At 40.1% G+C, this 20561-nt stretch carries 13 protein-coding genes; all 13 read right to left on the bottom strand.

The features are described 5' to 3' along the window. Window positions 1-34 precede the first annotated feature (34 nt). Window positions 35-1744, bottom strand: coding sequence for a glycoside hydrolase family 43 protein (locus tag B5X53_RS11060; RefSeq protein ID WP_079713294.1), 1710 nt, complete (start codon window positions 1742-1744; stop codon window positions 35-37). A 44-nt stretch (window positions 1745-1788) separates the two neighbouring features. Beyond that, a complete protein-coding gene (locus tag B5X53_RS11055; protein WP_079713399.1) occupies window positions 1789-3150 on the bottom strand; it encodes a glycoside hydrolase family 43 protein in 1362 nt (453 codons plus the stop codon). Window positions 3151-3202: 52 nt separating this feature from the next. Further along, window positions 3203-4372, bottom strand: coding sequence for an alpha/beta hydrolase-fold protein (locus B5X53_RS11050; RefSeq protein WP_079713293.1), 1170 nt, complete (start codon window positions 4370-4372; stop codon window positions 3203-3205). Between the two features lie 73 nt (window positions 4373-4445). Then, window positions 4446-5414: a glycoside hydrolase family 43 protein gene (locus B5X53_RS11045; protein WP_079713398.1), complete on the bottom strand. Its 969-nt coding sequence runs from the start codon at window positions 5412-5414 to the stop codon at window positions 4446-4448. Between the two features lie 23 nt (window positions 5415-5437). Further along, window positions 5438-7936, bottom strand: coding sequence for a glycosyl hydrolase family 95 catalytic domain-containing protein (locus B5X53_RS11040; RefSeq protein WP_079713292.1), 2499 nt, complete (start codon window positions 7934-7936; stop codon window positions 5438-5440). Window positions 7937-7942: 6 nt separating this feature from the next. Then, window positions 7943-9313, bottom strand: a complete 1371-nt coding sequence (locus B5X53_RS11035) for a family 43 glycosylhydrolase (RefSeq protein ID WP_198550794.1) — start codon at window positions 9311-9313, stop codon at window positions 7943-7945. Then, the gene (locus B5X53_RS11030; RefSeq protein WP_079713291.1) at window positions 9314-10876 is read right to left on the bottom strand and encodes a glycoside hydrolase family 43 protein; all 1563 of its coding nucleotides are present in this window, start codon (window positions 10874-10876) and stop codon (window positions 9314-9316) included. A 9-nt stretch (window positions 10877-10885) separates the two neighbouring features. Beyond that, complete coding sequence (locus B5X53_RS11025; protein ID WP_079713290.1) at window positions 10886-12208, bottom strand: glucuronyl esterase domain-containing protein; 1323 nt, start codon at window positions 12206-12208, stop codon at window positions 10886-10888. A gap of 32 nt (window positions 12209-12240) precedes the next feature. Next, a complete protein-coding gene (locus tag B5X53_RS11020) occupies window positions 12241-14175 on the bottom strand; it encodes a glycoside hydrolase family 97 protein (RefSeq protein WP_079713289.1) in 1935 nt (644 codons plus the stop codon). A 23-nt stretch (window positions 14176-14198) separates the two neighbouring features. After that, a complete protein-coding gene (locus tag B5X53_RS11015) occupies window positions 14199-15353 on the bottom strand; it encodes an endo-1,4-beta-xylanase (RefSeq protein WP_079713288.1) in 1155 nt (384 codons plus the stop codon). 238 nt (window positions 15354-15591) lie between these two features. After that, window positions 15592-17730: an endo-1,4-beta-xylanase gene (locus B5X53_RS11010; RefSeq protein ID WP_079713287.1), complete on the bottom strand. Its 2139-nt coding sequence runs from the start codon at window positions 17728-17730 to the stop codon at window positions 15592-15594. A gap of 20 nt (window positions 17731-17750) precedes the next feature. Beyond that, a complete protein-coding gene (locus tag B5X53_RS11005; RefSeq protein ID WP_079713286.1) occupies window positions 17751-18782 on the bottom strand; it encodes a DUF5627 domain-containing protein in 1032 nt (343 codons plus the stop codon). A gap of 25 nt (window positions 18783-18807) precedes the next feature. Further along, window positions 18808-20541: a RagB/SusD family nutrient uptake outer membrane protein gene (locus tag B5X53_RS11000; RefSeq protein ID WP_079713285.1), complete on the bottom strand. Its 1734-nt coding sequence runs from the start codon at window positions 20539-20541 to the stop codon at window positions 18808-18810. Window positions 20542-20561 lie beyond the last annotated feature (20 nt).

Raw genomic sequence — 20561 nt, 5'->3', positions numbered from 1 at the left:
TTCTCGTGTTTAAAATTTGAATTATGAATTTGCCCTATTCCTCAGGAACCACATCGTTTGCCGAGGTTGCATATAAACCTATAAGGGTCCCGGTAAAACCGCCGGCCACGTTGGTAGATAAAATATCGCCCGATACAGTGCCGCCTAAATTTTCAAAATCGTCTCCGTTTAAAGCATAACTGAATTTGTAATCATCTCCATCTGCCTCTACTCTAAGCTGAAGCCCTCCTTCTAATTCTATTTCCTTAGTGGCCAGGATTTCTGAAGAACCTTTTTCTGTTCTTTCTAGTACTAAATAATCCTTATTATCCTTTTTGGTAATACCGAATACATAATTGAAGGTTTCACTTTGCAAAGCTGTTATGCCTGCCAAATCTTTTTCAGACTTAGGTTTATAATCCATAGTAGTGGTGAATGAAAAATCTTTATGCTGCTGACGGTGAAAAAGCGTGGAAGTAGGTTTCATCTCTTTAATGTTAACCTCAAAAGGATTTATTTTAAGCCCATTTTTTGTGAATTCGATAAAGTCTTCACGCGGACCTCTTAAACCTATCCATCGATAATCGAGTTTTTCTGAAGAAAAATCTTCGGTATAGGTGAAATTACCGTTGGGAAAAAAGTCGCCTTCACCGGTTTTATTTTCAACACCTTCAGGCATTTCAAGTGTGGGCTCCATTGGAACCAAACCGTTTACAAAAACCGGAAATTCACCAGACCAATCTACAGGTAAAATAAAAGTTTCCCTACCGGTATTTACCCTGTCTTTTTCATTGGGACGTATTCCTAAAAATACCCCATAATATTTATCATCGGGACCAACTACCAAATCGGCATGTCCTGCCCAGTCTACTTTATTCTCCCTGTCTTTTGGAAAATGACGCTGAGTTAATATAGGATTGTTAGGTGCGGGTTCGTAAGGTCCCATAGGGTCGTCACTTACAAAAATCACTTCGCTATGCCAACCTCCGGTACCACCTTCAGCACACATTAAATAATATCGACCGTCTTTTTTATAAATATGCGGCGCTTCAATCCAGATTGGCTTTTTAGAAAGATCTACTCCTCCATTCACAATAATTTTATCGGTGCCTTCTATTACCTGGTCGTTTTCTACATCGTATTCCCAGATTTTAATCACACGATGGCCTTGGTATAATTCTTCTCCTTCATCTGGCGCATCGTTATGAGTTACATAAGCTTTCCCGTCATCATCAAAAAAGATTGCAGGATCTATTCCCTGAAAATCAAGTTTAATAGGATCGCTCCAACCTTCTTTAGGATCCTGGGTTTTAACTACTATATTACCAAAACCGCCGGCAAATTGGGTGGTGATCATATAAAAAGTCTCATTATGCGGATTGTACCTGATATCTGGCGCAAAAATGCCCAGACTAATTTCTGTATCCTGCACTTTAAGTTGAGATTTGCGATCTAACACGTGACCAATTTGGGTCCAATTTACCAGATCATTGGAATGAAAAATCGGCACCCCAGGAAACATCGCGAACGATGAAGATACTAAATAATAGTCGTCACCTTTGCGGGCAATTGCCGGGTCTGGATAAGCACCCTGTAAAATTGGGTTATAGAACTCATTAGATTCTAAAGGATTTTCATTATAAATATCATCATCCCCTTCGTACACGACGCTGGAAAATACCGGAATATTTTTTTGAGCATTACAGCCGGTAAAGACAAATAAAGCCAATAGTATTGTGATTAATCCAAATTGATTCTTTCTCATTTCTTTCTTTTAATTAATAATTCTTATCGTTTTTCTATTAAATCTTATTCTGAAAACATCCAGTAATCGAAATACAGAATTTCACTAGCTGCTTTTGCTTTAAATACGAAATACACATCGTGAACTCCGGTAACTTTTTCTACTTCTGTGGTTATCAATTCCCACCTATCGCTACCTCCGGTTAACGGAACTTCTAATGTCCCTATTAGCTCACCATCTACCGCATCAAGCCTTATTTCCAGACTTACGTTTCCATTGTGAGTTGTTCCAACCCTGGCCGTAAATTGTGAAGCACCATTTTCTCTGAAATCTACTTCCCGAACCTTTGAAAATGAATTATTACGCGTAGCCACTATGAAATTTCCTACCACCTCATTTTCCCTTGATTTTAAGCCTTCTGACCAGGCAATGGTTTCAGCTTCATTTTTAACGTATGGGTTTAAGGTTTGTAAAGCTTCCTCAATTCCATCGGTCATTTTCATTTGTTTTACGGAACCATCTTCATTAAAATTCATTTCTTCTACAGCTACAGATCGTGTAAATCCACTTCCACCGGGGAGTGCTGCATTGTGATAAAAAAAGTAAGTATTTCCTTTAAAACCCACAACGCCGGGATGATTGGTAAATGCACCACCTTCTTCTGGCATTACCACTCCCTGATACTCATAAGGCCCGGTTATATTTTCACTTGTAGAATACCCAATATGTTCGGGTAAAGGACCGGCAGCAAAAAACATATAATAAGTAGCATCTCTTTTATAAAGCCAGGGACCTTCTTCGTAAGTAGTTGGCCTGCGTGCATTTTCCTCCCCTTCTCGCTTACCAAAGGCTTCTATAGTATTAGGAATTTGGGTTATTTCACCTTCATAACTTATCATATCTTCATTCAGCTTCACGTAATAAGGCACCGGATTTCCCCAGAATAAATATGCCTGCCCATCGTCATCAATAAAAACCGAAGGATCTATATCATCCTGACTGTTACTTATTAAAGGTTTCCCCAGAGGATCAATAAAAGGACCGTACGGACTATCGGCTACGCCTACGCCAATTCCGTTTTTTCCTTCCCTGCTTGTTATGGGCACATACATATAGAATTTACCGTCCCTTTCTATGGCCTGGGGCGCCCAGGCGTTTCTCCCTGCCCATTCAAAATCGTCATACGAGAGTACTGCTCCGTGGTCTGTCCAGTTTACCATATCTTCGGTAGTGTACAGACGCCAGTCGTTCATCGTAAACCAGGTAGATTCATCTTCGTCGTGGGAAGTGTACAAATACAGTTTATCATTATAAACCATTGGGGCAGGATCTGCCGTATAATTGGTTTGAACAAGTGGGTTTTGAGAAATACCTGCCTTAAAAGTCAACATTAGCCCAAGGCATAATAATATTCTTATAATATTCATAAATTGATTTTTATTCATTCCATAATCCTCTTCATCATTAAGCCTGAAAATATTATTGATTTTGATTGAATAATAGCTGGGCGTATTGATATAGAGACCTTCGCCAGGTTAGCCACTCATGGGCAGTTTCTGGCGACGAATAATAAGTGTAATCTATATCCTGTTTTTCCAACATATCTCTGAATGCTTTTACGGTATTAAAGAAAACCTCAGCCTCTTTAGTTCCCAATCCCAGGAAAAGAACATTAAGTTTTTGCTCAACTTCTTCAGCATTGCTAAAAGCCCCATTTAGAAAAGTATCAGCATCCAGCTCTTTATCACCGGGAAAGTTGGCTGTACCGCTAAAACCACCGTAATAGGAAAAATGGTCCAGGTTATTCATAATAATACTCATGGTTTGACTGGCTCCCATTGAAAGTCCCGCGATGGCGCGGTTTTCCCTGTTTGGAATAGTGCGAAATTTGTTATCAATTTTAGGAATAACTTCCTTTATAAGTACTTCTTCAAAGGAAGACCTTGGCCGATTTCCTTCCACTTTTTCAAGGTCTTCAGGTTTATATGCATACCCGTTATCCATTACGATAATCATAGGTTCTGCATCACCTGAAGCAATTAAATTATCCAGAATTAAGTTGGCGTGACCCTGTGAGGACCAGCCGGTTTCATCTTCGTAACTCCCATGCTGCAGGTAAAGCACAGGATATCTCTTTTCGAGGTTTTCGAAATATCCCGGCGGGGTGTAGATGAAATTACGTCTCCATTGCTGGGTTATTTCTGAAAAATATAAGTTTTCAGAAACGTTTCCGTGGGGAACATCTTTTAAAGCATAAAATTCTTTATCGCCAGCCGGAATCTCTATCCCGCTGCCCCATCGACCGGCACCATAATAATATTTAGAACCGGGATCTGGAACTGAAGCACCATCAATATTCAGCTGATAATAATGAAAGCCCTCATCTTGCGGGGCCGATTCTCCTATCCATACACCTTCTTTATTTTTTTCGAGATCATACTTTACACCACCAATATCCAGCTGAACCCTATTTGCTTCGGGTGCTTCAATTTGAACCCTTACCCTTCCTTCAGAATTTACCTTTGGAAATTCCTTTCCGAACTGATTCACTGAAGAAGGTTCAAAATCTTCAGCGATCTTTTCCTGTTCCCTTTGAGCAAAAGAAAATGATACTGAAAGAATAAATAATAACAATAATTGATGTCTCATAATTTAGAGTTTTTAGAAAGGGAGATAATAGTCTTCAGAAGAAATGCCTTCTCCACTCATTCAGTTTATAAAACTATTCTACGGCTTCTACTCCTTCCTCCGTTTGTTCTACTTTCTGAATAGTACCATCTTCATTATAATACATATAATCTACGGCAATGGAACGTCGATAGCTTCCTCCGGTTGGCAATACACCATTATGGTAAAAGAAATAATCTTTTCCTTTGTACTCGATAATACCGGGATGAATGGTAAAACTATTGGGAGCGCTGTCTGCAAGTATTCCACGGTATTCCCAGGGACCTTCAGGACTATCAGAGGTAGCGTATTCAACTCTTTCGCGTTCTTCGCCCTTGCTCGCATATACTAAATAATACAGGCCTTTTCTTTTGTAAACCCAGGGACCTTCTATAAAATTCTTTGGATTATAATATTGGATCTCCCCATCTAATTCGATCATATTATCTTTCAATTTCACCATTTTGAGACTACCATTGCCCCAGTACATATATGCCTGCCCATCATCATCTACAAAAACCGAAGGATCAATATCATCCCACCCGTGAGGATTATCGGTGGTCATTTCATTATAGATTAAAGCTTCTCCTTTTGCATCCTTAAATGGCCCTAAGGGTGAATCTGCAACCGCTACTCCTATTGCAGCACCTCCATTGCTCCTGTCATCATCTTTATGAAATGTAGAGACATAGAAATAAAATTTACCGTCTCTTTCTGCAACCTCAGCGGCATAGGCATCCCCGGTTGCCCAGGAGAAATCTTTTGGCGAAAGTTTCGGTCCGTGATTTTTCCAGTTCTTCATATCAGTTGAAGAAAAAACCAGCCAATCCTTCATTTCATAGTTGGTAGAAGATACCGACGCTGTATCGTGGCTGGTGTACAAATAAACCGTATCGTCATAAACCAGCGGCGCCGGATCTGCCGTAAAAACATCTGTGATAATAGGGTTTTGAGCTTTTAAAAGCTGCGGTGCAAGCATTAATCCTAATCCACATAATGTGAATATTTTAATTTTTAGTCTCATAATTTTATAGTTATCGGTTATAGTCATTTTTTAATCTTTAATTCATATTTTTTTCCTTCAGAAGTTTTTAAATCGTATTCATAAACCTTCTGAATTTCTACTTCCTTTAAATCAGCTTTTTTGGAAATAAGCGGTTGCTTAATTTCTGGCAGGTTATAGAATTTATTCGGATTATCACCTTGTGCATCTTCTAATCCATCTCCTTCTAATTGAGTATAGGACCGAATCCTTGCAACACCACCTAATTCAGATTTTACGAGAATATTTTTAGGCTTATTATCATCCCATTCAATATCGATTTCAAAACCTCCCCTAGCTCTAATTCCGGAAACTTTTCCTTCGCTCCAGGCTTCAGGTAATGCCGGTAGTAAATGAATGGCACCATCGTGACTTTGTAAAAGTATCTCGGCAATCCCGGCGGTGCAGCCAAAATTTCCATCAATTTGAAAAGGAGGATGCGCATCAAAAAGATTGGGATACGTGCCGCCCTTTTCGCTATGCCCTTCCTGCTCTGAAGGGGTCAACTGATTTTTTATTAATTTAAGAGCGTGATCCCCGTCCAGTAATCTCGCCCAAAGGTTTACCTTCCAACCCATAGACCAACCGGTCGATTCATCTCCCCTTGCCACCAAAGAAGTCTTTGCAGCCTCAAATAATTCTGGATTGCGGTAAGGCGAAATCTGGTTGGACGGGTAAAGTCCGTATAAATGTGAAACGTGCCTGTGGTCGCTATTGGGATCGTCCCAGTCTTTTATCCATTCCTGCAATTGCCCCCAACTTCCAATCTGCATTGGTGGAAATTCCTTAAGTTTTTCATTTAATTCGGCTATAAAATCTTCATCATCACCCAATATTTCCGCCGCTTTTGCTGTTCTTGAAAAAAGGTCGAAAATGAGTTGATTATCCATCGTTGTTCCATAAGACAATGAAGATCCGGGATGGGCGGTTGGGCCGTGTTCCGGGGAAATGGAAGGTGATACCACCAGCCAGTTATTTTCCGGCTCCCTGATCATAAAATCCAGGTAGAATTTTGAAGCCTCTTTTACTATGGGATACACAGACTCCAAAAACTCCTTATCTCCTGAGAAATCATATTTATCGAATAGATGTTGGGAAAGCCAGACTCCGCCCATTGGCCACATTCCCCAATAGGAACCGTCTATCGCTCCGGTCATTCGCCAAATGTCTGTATTATGATGCATCACCCAACCTTCTGCGCCGTACATATCCCTGGCAGTTTTCTTTCCGACTTCTGAAAGATCTTTTACCATTTGGATCAATGGCTCGTGAAATTCCGGCAGATTTGTAACCTCCGCCGGCCAGTAATTCATTTCTGCATTGATATTTATAGTGTATTTACTATCCCAGGCAGGAGTTAATTGGTCATTCCAGATTCCCTGAAGGTTGGCGGGTTGCGTTCCCGCTCTGGAAGAGTTAATTAAAAGATAACGTCCAAACTGGAAATACAGGGAAACTAGGGCAGGATCATCTCCGGTTTTGAAATTTATGATTCTCTCATTTGTTGGCAATTTAGCGGCTTCAGTCTCACCCAGATCCAGGGACACCCGATTAAAATAGGTTTGATAATCATCCAGGTGGGCTTGGTAGATCTCTTCTGAATCCTTTTTTTCTATTGCTGAAAGATATTCTGCCGCTTTAACTTCTTCATCAATACTTAGATTCTTATAATTTTTGAAATTAGAAGCGATGGAAATATATATCGTAGCGCTATTCGCATTCTGTATTTTGAGGGTATTATTTTCTGAAATCAATTCCCCGCCTTCAGTCAGAATTTTAGTAATGGCCTGAAATTTAACCTTCCCTTCTACTCCTTCAAAATCGCTGGTTTTTCCATTTAATTTTATTAATCTATTTTCAACTGAAACTTCGGCGCCTCCGGGGCGATCCATAGAAGCCGTGAAATTTAAAACTCCGGGCTTGTCTGCAGTGATTTCTATTACAATAACCTGGTCGGGATGGGAAGCAAAAACTTTGGTTTCATAGCCTACACCTCCAACTTTATAACGCGTGGTAGTAACGGCAGTTTCCAGGTCCAGTTCCCGGAAATACTCAGTGTAATTTTGATGATTGGGAAATGATAATTTTAAGTTTCCTACGGTTTGATATGGCATTCCGTGGGAAGTTTTGCTTATGAAATGCTGATTAACGAGCTCCTGGGCTTCTGCGCTTTTTCCTTCGAACAGAAGTTTTTGTACTTCGGGTAAATATTCTTTGGCTTCAGGATTATCGTTTCGGTTAGGTCCACCTGCCCAGACGGTATTTTCATTTAACTGAATTATTTCTTCATTTGGATCGCCATAAACCATTGCGCCCAATCTTCCATTTCCTACAGGAAGTGCTTCTACCCATTTTTCAGCAGGCTTATCATACCAGAGCTTTAATTGAGAATCTTCCTGACTCCAGGATTCAAAAGGTGAAATCAAAAACAGCAATCCCAGGAATACGGAAAATCCTAAACTAGAATTACTACTTTTTAAAATTTTGATCTTACCAATTCTCATCCTATTCTATTTTTCAAATTGCACCCAGTCCACTTCAACTCCGGCACCATTTTTAAGTTGCACGAGCATGTCCTGAACAGCTGTTATACCATTATTAACCGGGGCAGTGAATTCTCCCCATTCCCCGCCTTTTGGGATTATTACTTCAGAAATTTCCATTTCGTTATCACCGGGCAGCTTTAATGCTACTCTACAACCGGTTAAAGACCTGGCTCTTATTTTGACATTTTTGGGACCTTCTGTACCAAAATCCACCTTATTATATCTTACCCAGGCATCAGGTTTATTTAAAACCACTTTCCAACCCAAGAACGGGTCAAGCCTGTCTAAAAAAACTGAAGCAGCACCATAGTTGCTTTTCGCGCTATAGCGGTCTATCTGAATTTCAGAAGTACTGGAGGTAATTCCTACTCCGCGTTTGGTTGGAATCACTTTTTTGATGTCCCCATTCTCTTCAAAGAATAAACTATCGGCACGAATGGAGCGGTTTTTATCAAAATCGGGTGAAAGGTCGTTGTCGTGGTAGAATAAATACCATTGATCTTGATAATTCACGATTGAATGATGATTGGTCCAGGTTCCTGAAGCCGATTCATCCATAATAACGCCCTGGTGGGTAAAAGGTCCCATTGGATTGTCTGAAGTTCCATATTCAAGCCTTTCGGTATTATTGGCCACGTGCGGGTAGGTCATATAGTAAGTCTCGTTTTTTTCAAAAACAAAAGGCCCTTCAATATGCCCTTTTTGAGGGATCTCCTCAAAGGTTTTTATTTCAGAATCCAGCTCCAGCATATTATCCTTCAATTTTGCACCATAAATTTGGCCACGGGACCAGTATAAATAAGCCTGCCCGTCTTTATCAATAAAAACATTTGGATCTATGCCTTCTACTTTTTCAATATGATTTGGCTGCGGCTTATATGGCCCTTCAGGCTTATCGGCAACTGCCACTCCTATGGAAAAACCATTTTCCCCGTCTCCGCCTTCTTTAAGTCTGGTGGGAAAATAGAAATAATATTTGCCATTTTTGGATACCGCATCGGGCGCCCACATACTGTAAGCCTCAGGATCTGCCCAGGGCACATCTTTCTGATCCAGAATTTTTCCGTGGTCTGTCCAGTGGGTAAGATTTTCTGAAGAAAAAACGTGGTAATCGGCCATATTGAACCATTCAGCACGGCCTTTCTCTTTTGGTGGCACAATATCGTGGGAAGGGAATACATAAAGTTTTCCGTTAAACACCCGGGCTGTAGGATCTGCTGTGAACTGGTCCATAATCAGCGGGTTTTGAGCAAAGGCATTTACCGTGAGAAAAAGGAGGAACAGGTTTACAGGTATCGTTTTCGACATTTTATAATATGAATTCTTGTTTTTCATTTATTTATCTTTTTGATCGTCAATTTTGAAGTAATCGAAATCTACATAACCGCCAGCTTCTTTTGTGGCGAAATTGAACAACGCAAACCTGTAGCCCATAAAGTGTGGTAGCGTGTAAGACATTTTAAGCTCGTTGCCTATAGCTTTCCAGTTTTCACCATCAAGGCTGAAATAGAATTCTGCAGTATCTTTTCGGTCCTTAAAATCCCCAACGGCTTTAAGGTAAAGTTCCTCCTGATTTAAAGGAATGCTTTCCACCTCATCGGGTGCTTCGGAAGCTCCATTGACCATGATAATGTGCTTCTTATTATTTACCATTTTAGCCCCTACAAATCCGAAATTCTTTTGAAGCAATCCAAGTCCCGCATAATCCCCTTCCTTCATTCCTGAAAGATCAATTTTGGTAATTCCTGAACTCTCGGGACCAATGGTTCTTTGAGTAAGCGTATTCCGGGTATCTAAAAATGAAGTATCCACTCTGTCCGTAGTCAGTCTTAGATAGCCTTCACGGTCTTTTACTGACCAATAATTATTCTGCGGATTGTGATTCCACTGCCATACCAATGGCAGATCTCTGTCGCCTGAATTTCTACTAAAATCATCTGAAGCCACAATTCCAGGAATCCATCCTTCATTTGCGGGTAGGTCCAGAGTCTCAGGCACCTTGCCATTCTCGCCCAAGACCGGCCAGCCATTTTCCCATTTTACAGGAACCAAATAAGGAATACGCCCTACCGCGCCATAATCCCTAAATAAATACGCATACCAATCCCCTTCCGGCGTATCGATTAAACCGCCTTGTGCTACCCCTTTATCCTGAAAAGCAAGCTTTCCTTCGTAAGGCCCGGTGATTTTATCGGCCCGGTGAATAATGACTGTTCTCATACCATCCCGTGGCCAGGCAATATTGAAAAGATAATACTTGCCTTTAACTTTAAATAACTGAGATCCTTCCGCAGGTAAAATATAATTGGACCCGATCGGTTCTGTAGCATTCTCTATTAAAACACGCTCTGTACCTTCTTTTACTCCAGACAGATCGTCTTTAAGCTCAACTATTTTCAGTTTTCCTCCACCCCAAATGAGGTAAGTTTTCCCATCGTCATCAAAAAATAAAGTGTTGTCGTGAAGAGAAGGTGAAAAAGAAATTTCTTCCCAGGGTCCTTTTTCAATATCTTTTGTTTTAAAGATGTGAGTTTTTCCTGTAGTGCTTGCAAAGGTCGAAACAATAAAAGTATCGTTATGATAACGGAGACTGCTCGCCCAGGATCCGGCACCATAGGCATTTTTTCCATTTTCTAAATTCAACGCATCGACATCCCCCAGATTATCGTAAGCATAATTCACTATTTCCCAATTCACCAGATCTTTAGATTTCATAATTGGAACACCAGGACTCATATGCATCGTGGTGCTACTCATATAGTAGGTATCATCCACTCTAATAATAGAAGCATCCGGAACATCGGCGTGGATTATGGGATTTTGAGCTCGCTCTTGTGCAACGCCTGGATTTTCAAGAAACAGACATAAAAGTATAATGAAGAGATAACCTTTTTTCATTTGTATTTTTTATTTAAAATAGCGTTTGGCAAAATCAATAAAATAAGGCCAGTTAGGCACTACGGTATGACCATCTTCGTGTATCCTGAAAACGAGTTTACCTTCAGATAAAAATTCCTCTACTTCAGGAAATTCAGTTTTTGACAAGCCTTTTTCTCCATAAATTTCATAGGCCGGACTTGCGTGAACTCCGGCTAAGTACATTCCTTTGGCGTCAATCCAATTTCCTTCAACTTTAGGATCTCCGCTACTTATAAAAACAGGACGTGGAGCTGCGAGCCCAACCAAATGATGTGCGTCTACAGGAAGATCTTTTGTTTCTAAAGGGCCGCTGTATTTTATAAAATTGGGAGTAAACCAGTGGTATTGGGAACTGGAAACCAGATTCTCCACTTGTTCTCCAAAATTCCTTCTCAATATTTTTGTTCCGCCTGCCCCGGCCGAGCCTATAAAACCTACTGCAAAGCGATCATCGTAGGCCATAGTAACCATTGCCGCCTTTCCATAGCGGGAAAGGCCTTCTATAGCTACATTATTTGTATTAATTTTTGAATGAGACTCAAAATAATCCAGGGCACGACCGGCTCCCCAAGCCCAGGCTTTCAAAGCTCCCCAGTCGTCTAACTTTCTGGGAGCGCCTTTATTGACCAAGCCAATAATTCCTTCCCGGAGTCCGGCACCATTATCGGCTTGATAGCTGGTGGGAATAAGGCTGGCATAGCCCCAGTTTTCTGCCAGTAATCGTTCCTGCCAGGGATTTTTCTCTTCAGGAGGATTGAAGCTTGCCGGAAAATTCCAGTCGAATTTCAAAATTACCGGGGCAGGCTTATCGCTATTCTTCGGAAGCGTCAGGGTCATCTGAATTTCGACCTCGATCTCGGGATAAGCAGAATTATCTACCACTCCTAAAAGTTCTTCAACCTGAACAGGATATTCGCCTATAACTGAATTTTTTTTGGAAATTATTTTCCAGTTTACAGCAGGAATATTTTCTGGGAATCGCCCATAAACTTCAGCATTAAAATCTTCTAAAATTTCCAGCCTGCGCTTTTCCCATTCTGAAACAGAACTAACTTTCGACCCATCTTTAAAAACCATAAGATCAGGTAAGTTATAGGCCAAAACTTTAGATTCATCTGAATTTGCCGCATTAGGATCATTTGGATTGCCCGAAGGACCCGGCCGTAAAGAATCTATCCCTAATTTCTTCAACATTAATTGATGATCCTGTGCACTCAACCGGTAAATACTGTCCCGCTCCTGCTGAGAAAACTGCGCAACCGATTGATCAACAATGCCAAAATAAATAATAAGGATTAATAGCTGTTTCATTCTTTAAAATTTATCAGAAGGAGGTGCTTATCTTAATTGGTAATTATAAAGCCGCCCTGAGGTTGAATTGTTACTTCAAATTTTCCCTTTTTTTGTTTGATTTCTTTCTTTTCAGATTGCCCCTTTCCAAAGTCATTTATAATACTGAATTTATTTCCTTCCAGTTCCGGAAGGGAAAAGCTCACCTTCTTAGCTTTTTTTGAGGCATTGATTCCGGCGATATACCACTGCTCCTTGTGTCGTCTTGCTATTATACTGTACTCTCCCGGATAGCCATCAATAAAAATAGTTTCATCCCAGGTAGTGGGGACGTTTTTCATAAAATCTACGGCAAATTCAGGGGCATCTTCGAGGTTATTCGGTGTTAATGCAAAGAATTGCACCGGCGTCTGAAATAAGACTGCGGTTGCCAGTTGAAAGGCATCAGAGGTTTTTCTAACATTTCCGCCGTCATTGTTTCTATTATATCTCTCGTTGAGAACGGTGCCTCCAAAATCCATACTTCCCACAGTATTTCTTATAAAAGGATGAATTGCAGCACTTCTGGCTTCTTGGTCGTTTGCATACTGACTAAACATTAGGTTTTCTGAAGCAAGAACCGCTTCAGTACTTATAAAATTAGGGTACATAATTTCCCAGCCTCTGGGTAAAGTAGCACCGTGAAAGATCATCATCAATCCGTGGTCATTGGCATCAGACATAATATCCTCGTAAAGCAGAATGGTCTCCTGCTTATCACCACCCATAAAATCAACCTTTAGGCCTTTTACACCATTCTTCTGCAACCACTTCATTTCCTGTTTGCGGGTAATTGCCCTATGCATTTTATGCCTTGGCGTCATAGGCGCGTCATTGGCTACGCCATTGGAATTATACCATAAAAAAACATCAACGTTTTTACTTTTGGCGTATTCAATTAACTCCTCCATCCTGTCGTACCCGATTTTCTGGTCCCAAAGCGCATCAATCAGGATGTATTCATATCCCATTTCCGCAGCAAAATCTATGTAGGTTATCTGGTCGTCATAATTCATACTTGCATCCTGCCACATAATCCAACTCCATACTCCACGCCCGAATTCATAATCCTGGGTCGCTTCATAAAGGGGCTCTTGCACATCAAAAGGAATGGTGGTTTCTACAATGGGTTTTAAATTTTCTCCAACGGTAATGGTTCTCCAGGGAGTACTAAAAGGAAGAGAAATGGCCGCACCTGTGCTTCCAAAATCGTTATTTTCGGTACTATCGGGAAAAGCGATCGTGTATTCCCCTTCAGCATTGGGGTCGCTGAGATGAGCACCCACATAAGTTCCATCCACTCCTGTTTCGGAGATCAGGATCCAACGATCTTCAGTTTTGAATAAACCTGGAAATGTATAGCCCATATTATGAGCTGAAGCTGCGGTAATATCCTGATCTAAATAATAACCCTCCTCATAACTGGGCTTGGTACGTTGAAAACCTACCATAGATTTGGACTGAGGCGTTAAGAAGCTTTTTGCGGTTTCCGGAAAATTGAATCCGGTAAATTCTTTCGTCACCACGTGGGCAATAGTGTCGCTGTATTTATGGAGATGGTATCTAAAAGCAATATCATTATTGCTTACCCTGAAAATTACATCCATTTTTCGCCCTTTTTGAGTGGTAAAAGTGGCGGTTAGCTCCTGTGCACTGTAATTTATTTCAGAATCTTTAAGTTTTGGGGATTCGTAATTCTTTTCTACAGAATTAGTCTTACTTCCTGCAAAGTTCAAAGCTTTGGAATAGTCTGAAATATTAGTTTTGAGTCCCAACCGGGATCTTTCCAGCACCACTTCGTTATTATAGAACACCGAATATGTAGGTTGTCCCGATTCCAGGTACACTTCCAGTTTTAAAGCCTCATCGGGACTTTTGACAGTTGATTCCTGTGCTACAACAAATGGAAAAATGCCCATCAGCCAGAAAAGTAAAAGAATGTTTTTCATTTCTAAATTCAAATTTTGTAGGGTTAATTTGCTGCAGCCAATTCTATAAGTTCTTTGACGACAGGTTTTGCATTATTTTCACGATCAAATAACAGCGGATAATCGGTTCTGCCTCTTACCGGCCAATTGTTCTTCCAGGAATTACCATCATTAACTCCCCAAAGCGCAACTCTTGATATCTTATCCTGATGTTTTAAGAAAAGTTCAAAATATTCTACATATCTCCTGGTGAATTGTTGCTCAACATTGGCTGGCAAACCATCAGGAAAGGGATTCATTTTATCTTCATATTCATAGGTATCTGAAAGTTCTGCCCCGGCATCGCCCCAGGGTGAAGGTAAAACACTCAGATCCAGTTCTGTGATCATTACCTTTCCCAGCTTTCCGAAATCTTCTATGCTTTTTTCAAATTCACTGATACTAGGGTTATTGAGCCCTATATGGCCCTGCATTCCTATCCCGTTGACAGTAATACCTTCATATTGGAGCTTCTCTACCATTCTAACTACCCCGGCACGTTTTCCAGGAATTGCCATAGAATAATCATTATAATAAAGCTCCGCGTCGGGGTCGGCTTCGTGGGCAAATTCAAAAGCCAGTTTTATGAAATCTTCTCCCAGAATCTCGAAAAATTTACTTTTTCGGTAACTCCCATCGTCTTCAATAGCCTCATTTACCACATCCCAGGAATGAATTCTGCCTTTATAACGGCCTACTACAGCGTGGATATGATCTTTCATTCTTTGAGTTAGTACTTCTTTGGAAACCGTATTTCCATCCTCATCTTTAAAAAACCAGTCGGGTGCCTGAGAATGCCATATTAAGGTATGCCCGTGAATGTGCATATTATTTTCTTCGCCGATCTTCACAAATTCGTCGGCAAGCTCAAAATTGAATTCCCCTTCATTGGGCTGAATTCTTGCACTTTTCATTATGTTCTCGGCAACAATGGAATTGAAATTTTCTGTGGCGACCTTAATTTCTTCAGGCTGCCTTCCCATAATTTGCCAGGCATTTAAAGTAGTTCCTATATGAAATTTACCTTCAAAAGCATCTTTTAAGCTGGTTTTAGATAGTTCGCTCTTATCAACTGCACTTTTATTAGAATTACAGCTGTAAACTGTAAAAAACACACTTAATAATAATATAAAAATAGAGAAATTCTTTCTTTTAAGCATAGCAGTCAATTTTATTATTCCAGGAAGAAGGTTTAAATAATTTACAATTTTGTTATAAAAAAGTTCTCCTAACGTTCAAAAAAGGCTAATTCATACCGGGAAAGCGTTGCTAATCCAACCGGTATCCAGACTTTTTGAGTTAGGAGAACTACTTCAGTAAAAATCACACATGATTAAATTTAAACGGATAGCAACGTAATTATTTAATCCTTATATTCATTTATTCTTTATCGCTGGCTTACAATTCTTCCAAAGCTTCGGCAAAACTTTTATAAGCCGGTTTTCTATTTAAATTTTCATCCCATAAACCTTGAAATTCCCCCGGTAACCAGGTTGCATCATCAGCACTATCAGATATTCCCCAAACGGTAATCCCGTATCTTTGCGCCTGAGGCACAAATTCTTTGTACGCTTCAACTACATAACTATACATATCGGCCTGCTGTTGTAAAACTTCATCCGTAGGCTCAGAGACATTTGTTCTTACGTCCAGTTCAGAAACCTTAATGAGTTTACCGGTTTCGGCAAGAAGCTGAAACATTTCAGCAATATTATTCCTATCGGAATCTACACTTATATGCATTTGAGTCCCGATACCATCTACAGTCGCACCCTGGCTATCTATGTATTCTACATATTCAATAAGTCCCCTGGTCTTGTCCAGGTTATATTCAAGGTTATAGTCATTTATAAATAAGAGATCTTCGGGGTCTCCGTACTGCCTGGCCAGTTTAAATGCTTTAACCGCATAGTCTTTACCTAGGTAATCCTGCCAGTAGAATTCGTCACTGGTAATATCAGAATCTGTCTCTCCACTTTTTAATTCGTATGGATTTCCATCATCCATAGGCTCGTTAACAACATCCCAGGCATCTACATAAGAAGCAGTACCTAACATTGCTGAAATCCAACGTTCTAATTCTTCCTCTATAATTGCCTGTTTTACTGCGGGCTCTCTTTCCAGAATGGTAGTAGAGCCACCGCCACCAGAAGCACTGGCGAGACTTACATTATCTATATAAACCGTGCCTGCAAATTCCCCATAACTAAATATAAGTCGGCCACGATCATCGGCAGTAGCGGTTGTAGCCATTTCTATACGTTGCCACTCCTGGGTTACACTAACCTGTCCAAAACCGTCTGAACTATAATCGGGGCTCTGTAACTCTGGTCGAATAATTCCTTCGGCATCACCTTTTACCCAAAAACTAAGGGTATAAACTTCACCATTATCTAAAGTTTCTGGAAATTCATAAACGGTTTGCACTTCCCAAAAACCACTAGTTACAGAAGGGTTAGTTACATAAAATGCTTTACCCTCGTTACCAAATCCAAGTCCATCTTCGGTAACTCCTCTTTCAGAATTATTTCCCCAGCCTCCCCAGCCGGTTCCACTTTCAAAATCACCATTTTCAATAAGATTACTTACTATTGGATCTCCCTCAGTATCATAAACATATAAATTATTAATATCTATATAATAAGTTACTCCGGGTTGATAACCTAAATCAAGATTTAAGCTGAACGAGTCTCCCGCGAAATCACTTACCCGAAATCTCACCTCTTTCCAGGAAAAATCGGTTTGAAATGTTTCTACAGCAGCACCCTCGCTATAATAATCAATAAGGGGCATATTATTATTTAAACCTTCAAATGAAACACGGCCTTCTCCAGGTGAATCTGATTTTATATAAAAGATAACTTCATATTCGTGACCTTCTACTACCGAAATTTCCGGGGTAGAAAACTGTAGGTCTCCGGGTTCGGCTGCAGTAGACGGTGCCGTCAGTTTTATTGCGTGGCTACCATCTCCCATGCCTTCATTTTCAGCAATTGTTATAGCGTTTTCAGGATAGAAGGAGAAACCAGAAAATGTACTATCAATTAATCCGGTTTTGTCCAGATCATTAGGAAAAGAAGGAGATTCAATTACAAGGGGTTCTAGCAACCCATTTAAGTAAGAGGCGTTTTGATTAGCGTGCCATGTAAGAGTATGGCCGTATATAGAAGTTCCTGCTTGATCTGCAGCGGCTATAAGTTCATTTACCTGGGCAAAGTTCATAGAACCATTGTTTTGAACAATTGCTCCATGCTTCATACCGTAACCTACAGTAAGCTCATCAAAATTTTTATTAATAAGCCTGTACATTACTCCCTTATTGATATAATCTGAAATAGAAACAGCTCCACCTAAAGTGAAATTAGCATTTGAAGTACTATCTATATAACTTTTAAGAGATGCATATGAATTAATTTCTTCCTGAGCCTCCAGGCCTTCAGGTTTTTCTACTTCAAATGCTAATGGATCTGGATCGGCACAAGAAAATACCAAAGCCAATAATCCACTATATACAAGAAAACGATTTAAATATTTCATAATCGATTTATTTTTTAATTTTATTCAAATACGGGAGAAAATGTTTCCATACGTACCCCACGATCTCTAAGTACAAGCGTATCTGTTGTACTCACATTAATTTCTTCAAGATTAACCTCGTAATCCAGGTAAAGGGCATCACGCTCTTTTCCGCCCCAACTGTTTTGTTCGCCATCTTTTACAAACTGGCCGCTACCGCTGGCAGTATATTCATTAGATGCAGCCCTTACTGTACAGTTACCGGAATCATCAAAGCTTAAAATTAAGGTGCAGTTTACAGCATAACCTTCGCTATTCTGAAAAACCAAATCTAACTCCACCTCATCTAAAGAGCGAGTTGTAAGTGTTACCACCTGATCGTCTACTACATATTCTTCTTCTCTTATTACGGTATCGTCAAGATTCTCGTTACCGGCAGTTCCTTCAATTACATCTACTCCACGACGTAAATAATTCCCGTGCCATGGATTCACATATTTTACTGCATAAAGAATGAAATCTTTAGGCAGAACATCCCAATCTTCTGCTATCGCTTTACGAGGATCTGGTGCAAGGGGTATTCCTCTAAGAATGGAATCTGCACTTACCACATTGGTCATTTGAAGCGGAATTACATAGTTTCTTCCAATAGCAAGACTATCGGCAAAAAATGCATCGCTTAGCTGAAACTCAACTCCACCGGTAAGTTCACCCTCCGGAATCCTGATTTCATTAGATTCAAGCGTATAATAATTCTCTGGCATTGCCTGAACAGGTTGGCCGCTGTCATCAAATACAAGACCTTCAGTTAAAGAATTATCTACCTCAAAATCTATAAAAACATCCTGATCATTATCGTAAGTTCCACCGGTTGTGGCCATTATTTTGGCTTTACCTTCATTATCCAGTGAGGTGTCAAAAATATCTTCTCCAAGTGTAATTGTTCTTACCGGGTATTGGTAAGCAAAATATACAGTTTGGTATTCATAGTCATCAAATTCCCATTTATCATTCTCGCACGACGTTAAGCCCGAAAGGATAATTAAAGCGATTAAATATATTTTATTTTTCATTTTCTGTTCTTTATAATTAAACTAACTACCAGCCCTGGTTTTGAATAATTGCATCATATTTTAAAACCTCGCTAAAAGGAATTGGACCATAACGCATATATTCTTCATACACCCTGTTTTCAACCGTAATCGTTTCATGATTTCCGTCCAGAATACTAACTCCTCTTGCCGGAACGGTAAAATCATCACCCCAGCGACGTATATCCCAAAACCGGAAACCTTCAAAACTCAGTTCCAACCTGCGTTCATTTCGTATTAATTCGCGCATTGAATTTTGGTCTGAGCCAATTGATTCTAAATATGCATCGGGCTGAGTTATACCAGCGCGTTCCCGTAGTCCTGCAATAATATCATAAGCTGAAAATCCAAAAGTTCCCGTTCCTTCTGGGCCCCAGGCTTCGTTAGCAGCTTCGGCATAAATAAGGTATAATTCAGTATACCTCATTCTAGCGGTATAATGCTGTTGGGTATTGCTGGTAACAGGATCTAAATTCACATCCTGTCTCAGTAATTTCTTTAAATAGTAACCTGTCCTGGTAGAAGTTTCTACGGCATTTAAGGCATCATTGGTACTACCATCGGCTGCGGTTACAATATTTGAATTATTTGGTCCCGCAGTACTTTGATTAACCACTACATAATGGTCTAATCTTGGATCCCGGTTTTCATAAGGATTATCAGGATCAAACCCACTAGCCGGATCGGTAATTGGAAAACCATTAGCCATTGGAAATGAATTTACCAGATTTTGAGTTGGATTTAGCTCTCCATCTCCAAACAGCGTTGGCGGAAAATGTTGTTGCTCTAAATCACTGGTTTCTACTACATCGGTTCTCCAAATAATTTCGGGCGGATTATCACCACCTCCAATTCCACTTATTTGAGAATCATTTTTATACCAGGTATGTCCATCTGATGCAATACCACTTGCTCCGCCATTTTCTGCCAATACCTCACCGGCATAATTGGCTACATCAGCCCAGGTAGTAGTATTTCCATCGGCATAGGCAGGACTCGCAGCAAGTAAGGCCGCTTGGGCTCTAACGGTTTTAGCAATTCTACCTGTCATTCTTTGTTTGGCATATTCTCCAAAAACCCTGTTATAATCTCCTAAATCTGAATAACCCTCCGGCAAATCAGAAAGTGTTTCATAATCTAAAGGAAGTAAAGCTTCAGCCTGTTCAACATCAGCATATAATTGTTGCATACACTCTTCAAAAGTTGCTCTTGGCTGATTAAAATCTGAAGCCGTACCTTCAGGCTCCAATAATATTGGAACTCCTAAAAGCTCTCCATTAGCCCATCCCGCATGTTGGCGCAAGAGATAATACATATATAATGCTCTAAGACCGTACGCTTCACCTTTAAGCCTGTCGTTAAACATAGAGCTTATTTCTTCGTCTTCTGACCAGGTAACTTTATCGGTCTCGGCAAGGAATATATTGATATACTGAATAGCCGCCCGTGCATTTTGCCACTGGTCAAAAGGATTATTTTGTGCCGTCCATTGGCCGGTAGCAATTTCGCGGTATGCATTGTTATTTACGTTACTAACGGCATCATCTGTTGCTACCTCACTAAAAGAATAACCATTATTTGGCAACCTGGTGTAAGCGTTAAGTAAAATCCCCTGAGCATATTCGGCCTCGGCATACATATCTTCCAGACCTCTATTATTCTCTATGGCAGGTTCTATAAGATCGTCACAACTTGTAATTGCAAAGACCATAAATAAAAGAAGTAGTAATTTACTTTTCATTTCCTTTTATATTTAAATTT

This window comes from Salegentibacter salinarum (genome assembly GCF_900168115.1).
GTDB lineage: Bacteria > Bacteroidota > Bacteroidia > Flavobacteriales > Flavobacteriaceae > Salegentibacter > Salegentibacter salinarum.
Note: the sequence above shows the minus strand (reverse complement) of the source record. Positions and strands in the feature narration are given on the sequence as shown.